This window comes from Enterobacter sp. RHBSTW-00901, from assembly GCF_014103115.1.
Classification (GTDB): Bacteria; Pseudomonadota; Gammaproteobacteria; order Enterobacterales; family Enterobacteriaceae; genus Enterobacter; species Enterobacter cloacae_P.
In genome coordinates this window covers 2,894,405-2,912,428 of record NZ_JABXPB010000001.1, presented here as the reverse complement: position 1 = coordinate 2,912,428, position 18,024 = coordinate 2,894,405, and the positions used below count along the sequence as shown (strand labels likewise).

The window sequence follows — 18,024 nt, the reverse complement described above, 5'->3', positions numbered from 1 at the left end:
GACAAAGCACTTTTTGTAGTTTTTTTTCACTCTTTACATAGGGAATTCTAATGATCGTCACAAAACGCACGTCGTTATGTTGCTAACTTACATAAAACGCGCGTTATTCTCCTGACTCTTAGTGAGCCTGATCCCAGTTTTCACCACTCCCCACTTCCACCAGCAATGGCACGTCCAGTGTCATGCTGCTTTCCATCAGTTCGTGGATCTTTTTCGATACGGTTTCAAGCTCGTCTTTGTGCACTTCGAACACCAGTTCATCGTGTACCTGCATGATCATGCGCACGCGTGGCTTCTCTTTTTCCAGCCACGCATCCACGGCGATCATCGCGCGTTTAATGATGTCAGCAGCTGTCCCCTGCATTGGGGCGTTGATCGCAGCACGCTCTGCGCCAGCGCGACGCGCCGCGTTACTGGATTTGATGTCCGGCAGGTAGAGACGACGACCGTCCAGCGTTTCAACATAGCCTTTCTCTTTCGCCTGCTCTCGGGTGCGTTCCATGTACTCCAGTACGCCCGGATAACGCTCAAAGTAGAGATCCATATACTTCTGCGATTCTTTGCGAGGAATGTTGAGCTGGCGGGAAAGGCCAAAAGCGCTCATCCCGTAAATCAGACCGAAGTTGATCGCTTTCGCGCTGCGTCGCTGTTCGTTTGTCACACTGTCCAGCGGCAGACCAAACACTTCGGCAGCCGTCGCCCGGTGGATATCCTTCCCTTCAGCAAACGCCGTCAGCAAACCTTTATCACGCGACAGATGCGCCATAATACGCAGTTCGATTTGCGAGTAGTCCGCAGAGACAATCAGGTAATCCTCTGGTGCGATAAAGGCCTGACGAATGCGGCGACCTTCCTCATTACGTACCGGAATGTTCTGCAGGTTTGGATCGGTCGATGAGAGTCGCCCGGTTGCCGCCACCGCCTGATGGTAAGAAGTATGTACGCGGCCCGTTTTCGGGTTGATCATCAGCGGCAGTTTATCGGTATAGGTCGATTTCAGCTTCGCCAGACCACGATACTCCAGAATCACTTTTGGCAGCGGGTAATCGAGCGCCAGCTCTTCCAGCACCTCTTCAGAGGTTGATGGCGCGCCACCAGGGGTTTTCTTCAGCGGCTTGATGCCCTGCTTTTCAAACAGAATAGTTTGCAGCTGTTTAGGAGATGAGAGGTTAAACGGCTCACCTGCAAGCTCATGGGCTTTTTGCTCAAGCTCGGTCAGACGCTGTGCAAGCTCGCCAGAGTGGTTATGCAGTACCGTTGGGTCGATTTTTACGCCGTTGCGTTCGATGCGGGAGAGTACTGGCACCAGTGGCATCTCGATATGCCGAAACACATTCAGCGGGCCTTCTTCTTTCTGCAGTTTTGGCCACATCTTCAGGTGCAGCTGCAGCGTCACGTCGGCATCTTCTGCCGCATAGCGACCCGCCTCTTCCAGAGCAATCTGGTTAAAGGTCAGCTGATTTTTGCCTTTACCGGCAATCTCTTCAAAGGTGATTGTTTTATGCTTCAACCAGCGATCAGATAAGGAATCCATATCATGACGGCCTGCTACGCTGTCCAGAATGTAGGATTCCAGCATGGTATCAAAAGCGATACCACGCAGCTCAATGCCGTAGTTTTGCAGAATACCGCGATCGTATTTCAGGTTTTGCCCGACCTTCAGCGCCTTGTCATCTTCAAGAATCGGTTTCATCAGCTCAAGCACACGGTCGCGCGAGATTTGATCCGGCGCGTCCAGGTAGTCGTGTGCAACAGGGACATAGGCCGCGATACCAGGCTCTGTCGCAAACGACAGGCCAACCATATTGGCAGAGATGTTATCGAGGCTATCGGTTTCCGTATCGAAGGCAAATACTGGCGCTTTTTTCAGTTTCTCGATCCAGGCGACCAGTTGCGACTCTTCGAGAATGGTTTCATAGTTGTCGAAGGAGAGGGTTACGGCTTCTTCTTCTGCCTGCTCTTCTGCAACTACAACAACCGTCTCTTTCGGCTTCGCTGTGGGCTTAGCCCCTTTGGCCTGCAGCCACTTGCCGCTTTCTACGTCGGTGATCCAACGCTTGAATTCATATTGCTTAAACAGGTTCAGCAGATCGTCAGCTGAAGGTTGCTGCACTTCAAGTTGTTCACAGCCCAGCTCAAGCTCAACGTCAGTTTTGATCGTCGCCAGCTGATAGGAGAGATAAGCCACCTCTTTATTATCTTCCAGCTTCGTGGCCATCGTTTTCGCACCACGGAAGGTGAGACCCGCTATTTTGTCAGACTCGGCGTACAGCGTATCCAGGCCACCCAATCCCTGCAGAAGGGCCTGTGCAGTTTTTTCACCCACCCCCGGCACGCCAGGGATGTTATCCGAAGAGTCACCCATTAATGCAAGGAAGTCGATAATCAGCTCCGGTGGCACACCATATTTTGCAACCACCTCTTCTGGGCCCAGAATGGTGTTCGTCATGGTGTTAATCAGGGTGATCCCGGGTGTCACCAGCTGCGCCATATCTTTATCACCGGTACTGATCAGTACCGGACGGCCCACTTTTTCAGCTTCACGCGCCAGCGTACCAATCACGTCATCGGCTTCAACACCTGAAACGGCCAGCAGCGGCAGACCCATCGCTTTTACCATCGTATGCAGTGGCTCAATTTGCGCACGCAGATCGTCAGGCATTGGTGGACGGTGAGATTTGTAATGCTCAAACAACTCGTCGCGGAAGGTTTTTCCTTTCGCATCAAAAACGACTGCCGCATGGGTTGGCTGATACTGAAGGATCAGGCTGCGCAGCATGTTCAGGACGCCGTACATTGCGCCGGTCGGTTCCCCTGCGCTATTGGTCAGAGGAGGAAACGCATGATACGCCCGATACAGGTAAGAAGAGCCGTCGACGAGAATAAGAGGGTTTTCTGGGATCTGAACCATAATGTCCGTGCCTTTAATCAATTTATGGGTAAAGGATGCCACAGAAGGATGAAAACATCAGTTATTAGCGCCTGATACAGGAAAAGATTTTGCGATCGTGAGGATCGTTCGCAAAAATAAAACTGTGGATAAGTTTGTGCATACTTTCAATTCAGATGAATAACTGCCGTTATCATTGTATGCGGCAGTATATTTTCCTGTTTTAAATCAATTCGTTATATATTACCCATCATTGGCATACCTGTCTGATGACTATTTAGTCTATGTGGATATAAGACCCGTTAACAGCTCAAACATGGATAAATTCGCTGCTGAGCAGGAAAAGCCACAAACTCGCAGCGTGAAAGCGCCATTCTTTTGTCTAATTTCTGGTAAAATCAGCGCCCAGCGCCGGATAACCGTCGCCTCCTTACAGCTAACTATCTGAAAAAGCTCATCATGTCGAGATTGCTCGCTGCAATAACATTACTGTTAAGCATCATTTTAACTATTCTTGTGACTATCGCCTGTTCTGTGCCGATCATTGTCGCCGGAATAATTAAACTGCTGTTACCTCTCCCCTCGGTGTGGCGGGCTGTGTCTGCGTTTTGTAATTTCATGATGTATTGCTGGTGCGAAGGGTTGGCCATCTTGCTGTACCTGAACCCTCACCTGAAGTGGGATGTTGAAGGTCTGGAAAGGCTCAACAAAAAGAACTGGTATCTGCTGATCTGCAACCACCACAGCTGGGCTGATATCGTGGTTTTATGCGTGTTGTTCCGCAAGCATATCCCGATGAACAAATACTTCCTGAAACAACAACTGGCCTGGGTACCCTTTATCGGTCTGGCCTGTTGGGCGCTGGATATGCCGTTTATGAAACGCTATTCACGCAGTTATTTAATTCGTCATCCTGAGCGTCGCGGTAAAGATGTGGAAACCACACGTCGCTCCTGTGAGAAGTTTCGCGCGCATCCTACGACGATTGTTAACTTTGTTGAAGGCTCCCGCTTTACTGAAGAGAAGCGCCAACAGACTCGCTCCCCATATCAAAACTTGCTGCCCCCTAAGGCTGCGGGCATTGCGATGGCGCTGAACGTGCTGGGTGAGCAGTTCGATAAATTACTGAACGTCACGCTCTGCTACCCGGAGAACGACACAACGCCGTTCTTCGACATGCTCAGCGGCAAACTGACACGTATTGTTGTTCGTGTTGATCTGGTACCGATTGAAGCGGAACTGCATGGCGATTACGTTAATGATAAGAATTTCAAACGTCGTTTCCAGCTCTGGCTTAACACACTCTGGAAAGAGAAAGACGAGCAGATAGACAACATTAAATCTTCATGCAAAAACGCCGGTCAGTGACCGGCGTTTTTACATCAACAATCTTACTTCTTCCCAACCAGGTATTTCACGGTGTCTGCATACTGCTGTACGAAGATATCCATGCTGCTGGTATCCATACCCTGCATGTTCAGCTGATATTTGCCATTAACAAACATCGCCGGAACACCCTGCAACTGCAGGTCAGCAGCCGCTTTTTCCTGCTGGGCAACCAGAGATTTCACCACAAAACTGTTCCATGCCGCGTCGTAGTCTTCACCTTTCACACCGGCATCCACGAACACTTTACGAATATCCGCAGTGGTCTGAACGGTCTGGGTTTTATGTACGGCTTCAAACATTGGAGCGGTGATTTTATCTTCCACGCCCAGCGCCATCGCAACCGCCCACGCCTGAGTCAGGTCTTTACCCAATGGGCCCAGGAATTCAACGTGGTACTTGGTCATTTTGGTACCTTCCGGCAGCTTTTTCTTCACATTGTCAGAAACATGCAGCACCTCTTCAAATTGATAGCAGTGCGGGCAGTAGAATGAGAAGAACTCCAGAACTTGTGGTTCGCCGGCCACTGGCTTATCCAGCGTGATGTACTGCTTACCGTCGGTAAACTGTGCAGCAGAAGCGCTAAATGCCAGAATCATACCTGCCAGCGCCAGCCAAATTTTTTTCATGATTAACTCTCTCCTGGGTGTGTCCAATTAATACATCGGCGTTAATTGCAGAGGGGGTTCCTGAAGAACCTTAACCTGCTCAGTAAATGTGGATATCTGGTTGCGCCAGTAATCCTCCCCGGTAAGCCACGGGAAATTTCGGGGGAATGCGGGGTCATCCCAACGCCTGATTAACCAGGCAAGATAATAAACAAAACGCATCGCGCGTAAAGGTTCTATCAGGGCAATTTCGTCTGAATTAAAAGGGCTAAATTCTTCATACGCTTCAATAATAGTTTCAAGCTGCATGCGTTGCTCAGTTTTGTCGCCATTGAGCAACATCCACAGATCCTGAACAGCGGGTCCCATACGCGCATCATCGAGATCGACAAACAGTGGGCCATCACGCCAGAGAATATTGCCTGCATGACAATCACCATGAAGACGCAGCGTTGGAATATCATCACGCCAGCAGGCTTTAACCGCATCAATAAGTTTATCCGTCGCGTTGAGGAAATTATCCTTTAATGCGCCAGGGATGAGTGCCGAGGTTTCAAATACCTGGCGGGGTTCGATGAGATATTCCTGAATACCGATAGTCGGGCGGGCAATAAACGGTTTTTTACGTCCCGTTTGATGAATGCGTCCCAGGTAACGGGCAACCCATTCCATTTGATCAATATTATCAGCTTCAAACTGACGGCCGCCCAGACTGGGGAATACGGCGTAGTAAAACCCTTCGTGCGTCAGCAACGTTTGGTTATTAAATTTCAGGGGTGCAGCAACGGGAACATCGTCATCCAGCAAATCGTGGGCAAACTGATGCTCTTCCTGAATTTGTTCTGCAGACCAGCGCTTAGGACGATAGAACTTTACGACGAAGCGCTGACGATCCTCATCCTGAAATTGGTAGACGCGGTTTTCGTAGCTATTTAAAGGGGTTAGCCCGGAATCCACCCGGATGCCCTGCTCGAACAGCGCATCCATAATGGTATCCGGGTGTAATGTCTGGAAAGTAAAAGCCTGGTCGTTCATCCGATCATCCGGAAATTATACGAATGATTCAGGATATCATCTTGTGGCGATTTCGGTGTCGCCGCTTACAAGCTTTTACTCTTTAATTACGCCACGCGCACGCAGTAATGCGGTTTTAAAATCTTCCTCATAATCTTTCTGAATACCAGGAATGACAGCATCTTTGGCGGAATCGCGCATTTTGAGGTGGTAGATCAGGATGTCGTCAGAAAGGTCCGTCAGTTCACCGTCAAAACCTGACTCTTTCGCCAGTTTCTGTAAAAATTGCATCAGATTCAGCTCAGGCTCTTTTTGCCAGGCCGGCTGGAGGAGTTCAATGACTTCATTAAGACGTTTACATTTCATGGTGGTGCTCCTTTCATTTAGAGAGACACGTTAGCAGGGTCAATCCCACAATAAAAGAGGCGATATTAGTGAATCAGTGCCAGGAAATTATCGGAGTCGTGTTGGCCGGTGGCAGAGCAACGCGCATGGGCGGAAAAGATAAAGGTCTTCAGCTCCTCAACGGTAAGCCATTATGGCGACATGTCGCTGATACGCTTGCAAATCAGGTGTCGGCAATCGCTATCAGTGCTAATCGCCATATCGATATTTACCAACGCAGCGGGTTCCCTGTGTATCAGGATAACCTGGCGGATTACCCTGGGCCGCTGGCTGGGATGCTCTCGGTTATGCAACAGTCAAAGGGTGAGTGGTTTCTCTTTTGTTCGTGTGATACGCCGTTTATCCCGGCCTGTCTGGTTGAACGTCTGGTGCAGCAGCGTGGTGATTTCCCTGTTGTCTGGGTGCATGACGGCGAGCGCGATCATCCTGCTATCGCATTGATTAACAGATCGTTAGTACCTGACCTGCAAAATTATCTGGCGACAGGAGAGCGAAGGGTGATGGTGTTTATGCGTCAGTCAGGCGGCCATCCGATTGATTTTAGCGATCTGAAATCTGCGTTTGTGAATGTGAATACGACCGAAGATTTGCAGACCATGCAGGAGAATAAATGATCCCCGTATTAGCGATTTCTGCCTGGAGCGGAACAGGTAAAACCACGCTGCTGAAGAAACTGATACCTGCACTTTGTGCTAAAGGTATTCGTCCCGGATTGATTAAGCACACACACCACAATATGGATGTCGATAAACCCGGCAAAGACAGCTATGAGTTGCGTAAGGCAGGAGCAGCACAAACGATGGTGGCGAGTCATCAGCGCTGGGCGTTGATGACTGAAACACCGGATGAAGCACCGCTGGATCTCGCTTACCTGGTCAGTCGGATGGATCATTCCACTCTGGATCTGGTGTTGGTAGAGGGATTTAAGCATGAGGCAGTGCCTAAAATCCTGTTATTCAGAAGTGATGCTGGGCATGACGTTAGCGAGTTGACGCTGGATGAGCATGTGGTTGCAGTAGCCAGTGACGTTGCCTTACCCCTGGAGGTACCGGTGCTGAATTTGAATGATGTGGATGGGATTACGGAATTTATTTTGAGGTGGCGTGCGGTCTGACTTACCGGGCGGCGGCTTTGCCTGGCCTGCAGGTTTTTACTGTGCATAAACGCAAAAAGGCCATCCTTCCGGATGGCCTCTTCACTTATTTGATGCCTGGCAGTTCCCTACTCTCACATGGGGAGACCCCACACTACCATCGGCGCTACGGCGTTTCACTTCTGAGTTCGGCATGGGGTCAGGTGGGACCACCGCGCTAAAGCCGCCAGGCAAATTCTGTTAAATCTGTATCAAAGCTGAAAATATTCTGTCTCTTCGCCGAAACAGCTTCGGCGTTGTAAGGTTAAGCCTCACGGTTCATTAGTATCGGTTAGCTCAACGTATCGCTACGCTTACACACCCGACCTATCAACGTCGTCGTCTTCAACGTTCCTTCAGGAGACTTAAAGTCTCAGGGAGAACTCATCTCGGGGCAAGTTTCGTGCTTAGATGCTTTCAGCACTTATCTCTTCCGCATTTAGCTACCGGGCAATGCCATTGGCATGACAACCCGAACACCAGTGATGCGTCCACTCCGGTCCTCTCGTACTAGGAGCAGCCCCCCTCAATTCTCCAGCGCCCACGGCAGATAGGGACCGAACTGTCTCACGACGTTCTAAACCCAGCTCGCGTACCACTTTAAATGGCGAACAGCCATACCCTTGGGACCTACTTCAGCCCCAGGATGTGATGAGCCGACATCGAGGTGCCAAACACCGCCGTCGATATGAACTCTTGGGCGGTATCAGCCTGTTATCCCCGGAGTACCTTTTATCCGTTGAGCGATGGCCCTTCCATTCAGAACCACCGGATCACTATGACCTGCTTTCGCACCTGCTCGAGCCGTCACTCTCGCAGTCAAGCTAGCTTATGCCATTGCACTAACCTCCTGATGTCCGACCAGGATTAGCTAACCTTCGTGCTCCTCCGTTACTCTTTGGGAGGAGACCGCCCCAGTCAAACTACCCACCAGACACTGTCCGCAACCCGGATTACGGGTCTACGTTAGAACACCAGCCATTAAAGGGTGGTATTTCAAGGTCGGCTCCACGCAGACTGGCGTCCACGCTTCAAAGCCTCCCACCTATCCTACACATCAAGGACCAGTGTTCAGTGTCAAGCTATAGTAAAGGTTCACGGGGTCTTTCCGTCTTGCCGCGGGTACACTGCATCTTCACAGCGAGTTCAATTTCACTGAGTCTCGGGTGGAGACAGCCTGGCCATCATTACGCCATTCGTGCAGGTCGGAACTTACCCGACAAGGAATTTCGCTACCTTAGGACCGTTATAGTTACGGCCGCCGTTTACCGGGGCTTCGATCAAGAGCTTCGCGTTGCCGCTAACCCCATCAATTAACCTTCCGGCACCGGGCAGGCGTCACACCGTATACGTCCACTTTCGTGTTTGCACAGTGCTGTGTTTTTAATAAACAGTTGCAGCCAGCTGGTATCTTCGACTGATTTCAGCTCCACCCGCAGGGGCTTCACCTACATATCAGCGTGCCTTCTCCCGAAGTTACGGCACCATTTTGCCTAGTTCCTTCACCCGAGTTCTCTCAAGCGCCTTGGTATTCTCTACCTGACCACCTGTGTCGGTTTGGGGTACGATTTGATGTTACCTGATGCTTAGAGGCTTTTCCTGGAAGCAGGGCATTTGTTACTTCAGCACCGTAGTGCCTCGTCATCACACCTCAGCGTTAAAAAACGACCGGATTTACCTAATCGTTCCGCCTACATGCTTAAACCGGGACAACCGTCGCCCGGCTAACATAGCCTTCTCCGTCCCCCCTTCGCAGTAACACCAAGTACAGGAATATTAACCTGTTTCCCATCGACTACGCCTTTCGGCCTCGCCTTAGGGGTCGACTCACCCTGCCCCGATTAACGTTGGACAGGAACCCTTGGTCTTCCGGCGAGCGGGCTTTTCACCCGCTTTATCGTTACTTATGTCAGCATTCGCACTTCTGATACCTCCAGCATGCCTCACAGCACACCTTCAACGGCTTACAGAACGCTCCCCTACCCAACAACGCATAAGCGTCGCTGCCGCAGCTTCGGTGCATGGTTTAGCCCCGTTACATCTTCCGCGCAGGCCGACTCGACCAGTGAGCTATTACGCTTTCTTTAAATGATGGCTGCTTCTAAGCCAACATCCTGGCTGTCTGTGCCTTCCCACATCGTTTCCCACTTAACCATGACTTTGGGACCTTAGCTGGCGGTCTGGGTTGTTTCCCTCTTCACGACGGACGTTAGCACCCGCCGTGTGTCTCCCGTGATAACATTCTTCGGTATTCGTAGTTTGCATCGGGTTGGTAAGCCGGGATGGCCCCCTAGCCGAAACAGTGCTCTACCCCCGAAGATGAGTTCACGAGGCGCTACCTAAATAGCTTTCGGGGAGAACCAGCTATCTCCCGGTTTGATTGGCCTTTCACCCCCAGCCACAAGTCATCCGCTAATTTTTCAACATTAGTCGGTTCGGTCCTCCAGTTAGTGTTACCCAACCTTCAACCTGCCCATGGCTAGATCACCGGGTTTCGGGTCTATACCCTGCAACTTAACGCCCAGTTAAGACTCGGTTTCCCTTCGGCTCCCCTATACGGTTAACCTTGCTACAGAATATAAGTCGCTGACCCATTATACAAAAGGTACGCAGTCACACCACGAAGGTGCTCCCACTGCTTGTACGTACACGGTTTCAGGTTCTTTTTCACTCCCCTCGCCGGGGTTCTTTTCGCCTTTCCCTCACGGTACTGGTTCACTATCGGTCAGTCAGGAGTATTTAGCCTTGGAGGATGGTCCCCCCATATTCAGACAGGATACCACGTGTCCCGCCCTACTCTTCGAGTTCACAACCTGTGCATTTTCGTGTACGGGGCTGTCACCCTGTATCGCCGGACTTTCCAGACCGTTCCACTAACACACAAGCTGATTCAGACTCTGGGCTGCTCCCCGTTCGCTCGCCGCTACTGGGGGAATCTCGGTTGATTTCTTTTCCTCGGGGTACTTAGATGTTTCAGTTCCCCCGGTTCGCCTCGTTAACCTATGTATTCAGTTAACGATAGTGTGACGAATCACACTGGGTTTCCCCATTCGGACATCGCCGGGTCAAAGGTTCATATCACCTCGCCGGCGCTTTTCGCAGATTAGCACGTCCTTCATCGCCTCTGACTGCCAGGGCATCCACCGTGTACGCTTAGTCGCTTAACCTCACAACCCGAAGATGTTTCTTTCGATTCATCACCGACTTGCGAAAATTTGAGAGACTCGAACACACCATTTAAGATGTGTCGTTTCAATTTTCAGCTTGATCCAGATTTTTAAAGAGCAAATATCTCAAACAAGACTCGTGAGTCTGTTTTGAGATACGGTGGTCGGCGACTTTCACTCACAAACCAGCAAGTGGCGTCCCCTAGGGGATTCGAACCCCTGTTACCGCCGTGAAAGGGCGGTGTCCTGGGCCTCTAGACGAAGGGGACACTGAAGTCTCAATCGCAAGACGCCTTGCTATTTACTTTTCATCAGACAATCTGTGTGAGCACTGCAAAGGCAGGTTCTTTAAGGTAAGGAGGTGATCCAACCGCAGGTTCCCCTACGGTTACCTTGTTACGACTTCACCCCAGTCATGAATCACAAAGTGGTAAGCGCCCTCCCGAAGGTTAAGCTACCTACTTCTTTTGCAACCCACTCCCATGGTGTGACGGGCGGTGTGTACAAGGCCCGGGAACGTATTCACCGTAGCATTCTGATCTACGATTACTAGCGATTCCGACTTCATGGAGTCGAGTTGCAGACTCCAATCCGGACTACGACGCACTTTATGAGGTCCGCTTGCTCTCGCGAGGTCGCTTCTCTTTGTATGCGCCATTGTAGCACGTGTGTAGCCCTACTCGTAAGGGCCATGATGACTTGACGTCATCCCCACCTTCCTCCAGTTTATCACTGGCAGTCTCCTTTGAGTTCCCGGCCGGACCGCTGGCAACAAAGGATAAGGGTTGCGCTCGTTGCGGGACTTAACCCAACATTTCACAACACGAGCTGACGACAGCCATGCAGCACCTGTCTCAGAGTTCCCGAAGGCACCAAAGCATCTCTGCTAAGTTCTCTGGATGTCAAGAGTAGGTAAGGTTCTTCGCGTTGCATCGAATTAAACCACATGCTCCACCGCTTGTGCGGGCCCCCGTCAATTCATTTGAGTTTTAACCTTGCGGCCGTACTCCCCAGGCGGTCGACTTAACGCGTTAGCTCCGGAAGCCACGCCTCAAGGGCACAACCTCCAAGTCGACATCGTTTACGGCGTGGACTACCAGGGTATCTAATCCTGTTTGCTCCCCACGCTTTCGCACCTGAGCGTCAGTCTTTGTCCAGGGGGCCGCCTTCGCCACCGGTATTCCTCCAGATCTCTACGCATTTCACCGCTACACCTGGAATTCTACCCCCCTCTACAAGACTCTAGCCTGCCAGTTTCGAATGCAGTTCCCAGGTTGAGCCCGGGGATTTCACATCCGACTTGACAGACCGCCTGCGTGCGCTTTACGCCCAGTAATTCCGATTAACGCTTGCACCCTCCGTATTACCGCGGCTGCTGGCACGGAGTTAGCCGGTGCTTCTTCTGCGGGTAACGTCAATTGCTGTGGTTATTAACCACAACACCTTCCTCCCCGCTGAAAGTACTTTACAACCCGAAGGCCTTCTTCATACACGCGGCATGGCTGCATCAGGCTTGCGCCCATTGTGCAATATTCCCCACTGCTGCCTCCCGTAGGAGTCTGGACCGTGTCTCAGTTCCAGTGTGGCTGGTCATCCTCTCAGACCAGCTAGGGATCGTCGCCTAGGTGAGCCGTTACCCCACCTACTAGCTAATCCCATCTGGGCACATCTGATGGCAAGAGGCCCGAAGGTCCCCCTCTTTGGTCTTGCGACGTTATGCGGTATTAGCTACCGTTTCCAGTAGTTATCCCCCTCCATCAGGCAGTTTCCCAGACATTACTCACCCGTCCGCCGCTCGTCACCCGGGAGCAAGCTCCCCGTGTTACCGCCCGACTTGCATGTGTTAGGCCTGCCGCCAGCGTTCAATCTGAGCCATGATCAAACTCTTCAATTTAAAAGTTTGATGCTCAATGAATTAAACTTCGTAATGAATTACGTGTTCACTCGTTGAGACTTGGTATTCATTTATCGTCCGAGGACGTTAAGAATCCATGTCACTTTGAGTGCCCACACAGATTGTCTGATAAATTGTTAAAGAGCAGTGCCGCTTCGTTTTCGCTGCGGCGCGGGGTGTGCATACTACGCTTTCCCGCCACAGAGTCAAGCATTTTATTTTGCTTTTCTCTGCTGGTGTTCATCTCTGAACCCCGCTAACCCGGCGGCCTGTAAGCCGTTGTTCCGTGTCAGTGGAGGCGCATTATAGGGAGTTATTCTGAAGTGGCAAGAGGAAATTTAAAAAAAGTTTCTATCCGTGTTTTTTTTCACCAACAGCAATGAAATCAAGCTACAAATTGTTCTAATTGATGTATCTGCAACCAAAATCACACTTGAAGTGGCATACTTATCAGCATGAATCATTAAGGAATAAGAGCGATGCCCTTAAGCGCACAACAGCTGGCAGCACAAAAAAACCTATCCTATGTGCTGGCAGAAAAGCTGGCTCAACGGATCTTAGCGGGTAAATATGCCCCGGGTAGCATCCTGCCAGGAGAAATAGAGCTGGGTGAGCTGTTTGGGGTAAGCCGTACCGCCGTTCGCGAAGCAGTGAAAACATTAACAGCAAAAGGAATGGTGCTCCCGCGTCCTCGCATTGGCACCCGCGTTATGCCTCAGGCCAACTGGAACTTCCTCGATCAGGAGTTACTCTCCTGGTGGATGACCGAAGACAACTTCCATCAGGTTGTCGATCATTTCCTGGTAATGCGCAGCAGCCTCGAACCCCAGGCATGCCTACTTGCCGCCACGCTCGGTACCGCAGAACAAAAAGCACAGCTCAATACCTTGATGGAAGAGATGATGTTCCTGAAAAAGCACTTCAACCGTGAGCGCTGGATTGAGGTAGATATGGCCTGGCATGAACATATCTATACGATGAGCGCGAATCCTTTCCTGACGTCTTTTGCCTCTTTATTCCATTCGGTGTACCACACCTACTTTACTTCTATTACACAAGATGAAGTGGTGAAACTGGATCTGCATCAGGCGATTGTTGATGCCATTCAGGAGAGTGACGGGCAGCGTGCCCTGAGTGCGTGCCAGGCATTGCTGGCCGCGCCAACCCACCAGCAGGTAAATAAATGACAGAGAAAAAAGCGCGCAGCATGGCTGGACTACCGTGGATTGCAGCTATGGCGTTCTTTATGCAGGCACTGGATGCCACCATCCTTAACACCGCCCTCCCTGCAATAGCACAAAGCCTCAACCGCTCCCCGCTGGCAATGCAGTCTGCCATCATCAGTTACACCCTGACGGTCGCGATGCTGATCCCGGTGAGCGGCTGGCTGGCCGATCGCTTCGGCACCCGTAAAGTGTTTATGCTGGCGGTGACGCTCTTCACACTCGGTTCACTGGCCTGCGCGCTATCCACCTCCTTAACGGAGCTGGTTATCTTCCGCGTACTCCAGGGGGTCGGCGGGGCGATGATGATGCCCGTAGCGCGTCTGGCGTTACTGCGTGCTTATCCGCGCAGCGAACTGCTCCCCATCCTTAACTTTGTCACCATGCCTGGGTTAGTCGGCCCAATACTTGGCCCGGTACTCGGAGGGGTATTTGTGACCTGGGTAAGCTGGCACTGGATCTTCCTGATTAATATACCGATTGGTATGGTGGGGTTGCTGTATGCCCGCAGGTATATGCCGGACTTCACCACGCCAGGACGTAATTTCGACATGGGCGGGTTTCTTCTGTTTGGCCTGAGTCTGGTGCTTTTCTCCAGCGGGATGGAGCTATTCGGCGAAAAAATTGTGGCGACAGAGATTGCACTGTCCGTCATCTTCAGCGGTATTCTGTTGTTCCTTCTTTATATACGTCATGCGCGCCGTCACCCGACCCCGCTGATCCCCCTGTCTCTCTTTAATACCCGAACCTTCTCCGTCGGGATCGCAGGCAATATTGCATCACGCCTGGGAACAGGTTGCGTACCGTTTCTGATGCCATTGATGCTGCAGGTCGGCTTCGGCTACCCGGCATTGATTGCCGGCTGCATGATGGCTCCCGCGGCAATGGGGTCGATTCTGGCAAAATCGACCGTCACGCAGGTGCTGCGCTGGTGTGGGTATCGTAAAACGCTGGTTGGCGTGACCGTCTTTATCGGGCTGATGATTACCCAGTTCTCGTTGCAGTCCGCAGCCCTGCCAGTCTGGATGTTAATCCTGCCGCTCTTTGTTCTGGGAATGGCTATGTCAACGCAGTTCACATCGATGAACACCATCACGCTTGCCGATCTTACTGACGAGAATGCCAGTAGCGGCAACAGCGTACTGGCAGTGACTCAACAGTTGTCGATCAGTCTGGGGGTTGCCGTGAGTGCGGCGGTACTGCGGTTTTATGAAGGTTTTGATAGCTCGAATACCGTCGAGCAGTTCCACTATACCTTTATCACTATGGGCGCACTCACCGTCGTTTCAGCCTGGGTCTTTATCCTGTTAAAACCGAAGGATGGCCGAAACCTGATTAAAGAGCGCCACAAAGAGAAGGTTAAACCGACCCCCGTTCCATCAGAACAGGAGTAAGTTGCAGACGTTGCTGTTGCAGCGTGGGCTGCGCCATCCGGTGGATCAGCACATCAATGGCCAGCTCACCCAGCTCATCTTTCGGCTGATGAATAGTGGTCAGCGGCGGCGTCATATAGCTGGCCAGTTCGATATCATCGTAGCCAATCACCGCCATATCCTGCGGGATCTTTATCCCTGCCTGATACAGCGCCTGGTACGCACCAAATGCCATCGCATCGTTGCCAATAAAAACGGCCTGCGGACGGTGCTCTTGCGCCAGCAGTTTCTGCATCGCCTCGAAGCCGCCGTTAAATTCGAAATCACCGGTAATCTGGTAGCCATCAGGAATGGCAAGCCCCGCACGCTCCATGGCGCAGAGGTATCCTTCCTGACGCAAACGCGCCGGCGTTTTATCCAGCGGGCCGGTAATGCAGGCTATGCGGGTATAGCCTTTATCGATCAGATACTGGGTCGCCATATCACCCCCCAGCAGAGAATTGTCCTGAATCAGATCGCTGGTACCATCGAACGGTGCCCAGTCCATCATCACCGTCGGTACCGACGGGTAGCGTTGCATAATTTCTTTCGACGGCTGATGAGTCTCGGTACACAGCAACAGTAACCCGTCGACGCGTTTTTGCATCAGCGTCTCCAGATTACGGTTCATGCGCTGTTCATCCCCTTCGGTATTGCACAGCACCAGGCTGTAGCCACGCTCGAAACAACTGCGTTCCACACCGCGCACAAGTTCAGAATAAAAAGGGTTGGTACTGGCCGTGATAAGCATGCCAATAGTGCGCGTCTGGTTGAGCTTGAGGCTGCGCGCCAGCGCCGACGGTGCATAGTTGAGATCTTTGACTGCCGCTTCGACTTTTTCCCGAATCGCCTCACTGACAAAACGATCGTTATTAATGACGTGAGAAACCGTCGAAGTAGAAACGCCCGCCATGCGGGCGACATCTTTCATTGTGGCCAAGCGTTACCCCTGCTGACTTAAGAATTCATCGATCTCTTTACGCCACGGAACGGAAGGCTGAGCACCTTTACGCGTAACCGCGATGGCCGCGGCAGCATGTGCGAAGCGAATGGCATCATCCATTCGCGCACCTTCCAGCAGCGCTGTCACCAGCGCACCGTTAAAGGTATCACCCGCCGCGATAGTATCAATCGCTTTCACCTTAAAGCCCGGCACGCGACGGCCTTCGCCATTCACGCTTGCCCACACACCACGGCTACCGAGCGTGATGATAACGGTTCCGATGCCTTTTTCATGCAGTGCATTCGCCGCACGCGCAGCATCGTCATCATTTTCAACACGAATCCCCGTCAGTTTTTCCGCTTCGGTTTCATTCGGGGTAATGATGTCCACCAGCGCCAGCAGCTCATCTGATAATACACGGGCAGGAGCCGGATTAAGTACGACAGTGGTATGATTTTCATGCGCAATTTTTGCGGCAGCCAGAACGCTTTCGACTGGCGATTCCAGCTGCATCAGCAATGCTTCCGCATTCGCAATAATCTCACGCTGCACTTCAACACGTTCAGTCGTCAACGCGGCGTTAGCGCCAGCATGAATACCGATGACATTCTCACCTTCTGCGTTGACGAAAATCAGCGCCACGCCGGTAGATTCCCCCGCCACCACGCTCACCGGCGCAATATCAATATTATCGCTGGCCAGCTGTTTACGTACGCGCTCACCGGTATCGTCATCACCCGTGCAGGCAATAAACGCGATATGCGCCCCGCTGCGTCCGGCGGCAACCGCCTGGTTTGCGCCTTTACCGCCGAAGGCCACCTGATATTGATTGCCGGTGACGGTTTCGCCCGGTGTCGGGAAAGATTCAAGGTTAAGAATGTGATCGGCATTGATGCTGCCAAGGACGACGAGGTTGCCTGCGGTTTTCATGGTAGAGGAGTCCATCTGAGAGCGCCACCGGTGTTACCCGGTGGCGTATGCCACACTTTTCTTTATAGGGTGTCCCTCAGGCAGCCAGCGACTGCCTGAATCGCCTTTTTACTGCTTGATGACCAGTTTCAGGTCAACTGGATATTTGGCCTGAACTTTTTCGCCCTTCAGCACTTTATCCGCAGTCTGGACGCCAGTTGCGCCAATCTGCTCAGGCAGCTGAGCGATGGTCGCAGCCAGTTTGCCATCATTTACTGCTTTTTCACCATCTGGCGTACCGTCAAATCCGACAACCATCACATCAGATTTACCCGCAGTCTGCAGAGCACGCAGTGCGCCCAGCGCCATTTCATCGTTCTGTGCAAATACTGCCTGCACGTCAGGGTGTGCGGTCAGCAGGTTCTGCATAACGTTCAGACCTTTAGTACGGTCGAAGTCAGCAGGCTGGCTGGCCAGCACGTTAAATTTGTGCGCAGCAACAGCCTGCTGGAAGCCTTCGCCACGTTCACGGGCTGCAGACGTCCCTGCAATACCCTGCAGTTCGATAACCTTCGCGCCTTCACCTGCTTTCTTCGCGATATAGTCACCCGCAATTTTACCGCCCAGCACGTTATCAGACGCGATATGGCTGACGACGTCGCCTTTAGAGGCCTGACGGTCCAGGGTGATCACCGGGATTTTTGCCTGGTTTGCCATCTTAACGGCGTTACCCACTGCGTCAGAATCGGTTGGGTTGATCAGCAGGATTTTGGTGCCACGAACGGTTAAGTCCTGAACGTTAGCCAGCTCTTTCGCCGGGTTGTTCTGGGAATCCAGCACCACCAGGTTGTAACCCAGCTTGTCCGCCTCTTTCTGTGCACCATCCTTCAGGGAGACGAAGAACGGGTTGTTCAGGGTAGAGATGACCAGCGCGATGGTGTCTTTTGCCATTGCGTTAGCACTTACGGTTGCGCTCAGCGCGACAGCAGAAACCAGGGTAGCCAGTTTTTTCATGTTCATATCTAAGATGTCCTGTAGTGT

At 51.8% G+C, this 18,024-nt stretch carries 12 protein-coding genes, 1 tRNA gene and 3 rRNA genes; 5 read left to right on the top strand and 11 right to left on the bottom strand.

Translation table 11 applies throughout. From position 1 onward, the window contains the following. Positions 1-118: 118 nt before the first annotated feature. Positions 119-2,911 (bottom strand): DNA polymerase I, encoded by a 2,793-nt coding sequence (gene polA / locus HV318_RS14030; RefSeq protein WP_182273228.1) that lies wholly within the window; start codon positions 2,909-2,911, stop codon positions 119-121. 438 nt (positions 2,912-3,349) lie between these two features. Here polA and yihG point away from each other — a divergent pair, with 438 nt between their 5' ends. Continuing rightward, complete coding sequence (yihG, locus tag HV318_RS14025; RefSeq protein WP_182273227.1) at positions 3,350-4,258, top strand: 1-acylglycerol-3-phosphate O-acyltransferase, YihG family; 909 nt, start codon at positions 3,350-3,352, stop codon at positions 4,256-4,258. A gap of 23 nt (positions 4,259-4,281) precedes the next feature. Here the strand turns inward: yihG and dsbA are convergent, their stop codons facing one another. The 3 genes from dsbA to HV318_RS14010 form a co-directional block, all read right to left on the bottom strand. Then, complete coding sequence (dsbA, locus tag HV318_RS14020) at positions 4,282-4,905, bottom strand: thiol:disulfide interchange protein DsbA (RefSeq protein WP_182273226.1); 624 nt, start codon at positions 4,903-4,905, stop codon at positions 4,282-4,284. A 27-nt stretch (positions 4,906-4,932) separates the two neighbouring features. Next, positions 4,933-5,919 carry a serine/threonine protein kinase gene (locus HV318_RS14015; protein WP_182273225.1) on the bottom strand — a complete coding sequence of 329 codons (987 nt, stop codon included), beginning with the start codon at positions 5,917-5,919 and terminating at the stop codon, positions 4,933-4,935. Between the two features lie 75 nt (positions 5,920-5,994). After that, on the bottom strand, positions 5,995-6,264 hold the full coding sequence (locus HV318_RS14010) for a YihD family protein (protein ID WP_010436801.1): 270 nt from the start codon (positions 6,262-6,264) through the stop codon (positions 5,995-5,997). A 68-nt stretch (positions 6,265-6,332) separates the two neighbouring features. On the opposite strand from HV318_RS14010, the gene mobA reads away from it, so the two are divergent. Beyond that, positions 6,333-6,917, top strand: coding sequence for a molybdenum cofactor guanylyltransferase MobA (mobA, locus tag HV318_RS14005; RefSeq protein WP_182273224.1), 585 nt, complete (start codon positions 6,333-6,335; stop codon positions 6,915-6,917). Next, positions 6,914-7,417 carry a molybdopterin-guanine dinucleotide biosynthesis protein MobB gene (mobB, locus tag HV318_RS14000; RefSeq protein ID WP_182273223.1) on the top strand — a complete coding sequence of 168 codons (504 nt, stop codon included), beginning with the start codon at positions 6,914-6,916 and terminating at the stop codon, positions 7,415-7,417. The genes mobA and mobB overlap by 4 nt, the downstream gene beginning before the upstream one ends. Positions 7,418-7,511: 94 nt before the next feature. Here the strand turns inward: mobB and rrf are convergent. The 4 genes from rrf to HV318_RS13980 form a co-directional block, all read right to left on the bottom strand. Then, a 5S ribosomal RNA gene (rrf, locus tag HV318_RS13995) occupies positions 7,512-7,627 on the bottom strand. Between the two features lie 69 nt (positions 7,628-7,696). After that, positions 7,697-10,602 (bottom strand): 23S ribosomal RNA (locus HV318_RS13990). 193 nt (positions 10,603-10,795) lie between these two features. Continuing rightward, a tRNA-Glu gene (locus HV318_RS13985) sits at positions 10,796-10,871 on the bottom strand. A gap of 85 nt (positions 10,872-10,956) precedes the next feature. After that, positions 10,957-12,496, bottom strand: a 16S ribosomal RNA gene (locus HV318_RS13980). The 16S, 23S and 5S rRNA genes sit together here with 1 tRNA gene alongside, the layout of an rRNA operon. Positions 12,497-12,975: 479 nt before the next feature. On the opposite strand from HV318_RS13980, the gene HV318_RS13975 reads away from it, so the two are divergent. Together HV318_RS13975 and HV318_RS13970 are read left to right on the top strand one after the other, a co-directional pair. Further along, on the top strand, positions 12,976-13,683 hold the full coding sequence (locus tag HV318_RS13975) for a FadR/GntR family transcriptional regulator (protein ID WP_182273222.1): 708 nt from the start codon (positions 12,976-12,978) through the stop codon (positions 13,681-13,683). Further along, positions 13,680-15,113 carry a multidrug transporter subunit MdtD gene (locus HV318_RS13970; protein ID WP_182273221.1) on the top strand — a complete coding sequence of 478 codons (1,434 nt, stop codon included), beginning with the start codon at positions 13,680-13,682 and terminating at the stop codon, positions 15,111-15,113. Before HV318_RS13975 ends, HV318_RS13970 begins: the two co-directional genes overlap by 4 nt. Here HV318_RS13970 and rbsR read toward each other — a convergent pair. The 3 genes from rbsR to rbsB form a co-directional block, all read right to left on the bottom strand. Next, positions 15,079-16,071 (bottom strand): ribose operon transcriptional repressor RbsR, encoded by a 993-nt coding sequence (gene rbsR / locus HV318_RS13965; RefSeq protein ID WP_182273220.1) that lies wholly within the window; start codon positions 16,069-16,071, stop codon positions 15,079-15,081. The two genes, HV318_RS13970 and rbsR, sit on opposite strands and share 35 nt — an antisense overlap. 3 nt (positions 16,072-16,074) lie before the next feature. Next, positions 16,075-17,004: a ribokinase gene (gene rbsK / locus HV318_RS13960; RefSeq protein WP_182274601.1), complete on the bottom strand. Its 930-nt coding sequence runs from the start codon at positions 17,002-17,004 to the stop codon at positions 16,075-16,077. Positions 17,005-17,112: 108 nt separating this feature from the next. Beyond that, positions 17,113-18,003: a ribose ABC transporter substrate-binding protein RbsB gene (gene rbsB / locus HV318_RS13955; protein ID WP_182273219.1), complete on the bottom strand. Its 891-nt coding sequence runs from the start codon at positions 18,001-18,003 to the stop codon at positions 17,113-17,115. Positions 18,004-18,024 lie beyond the last annotated feature (21 nt).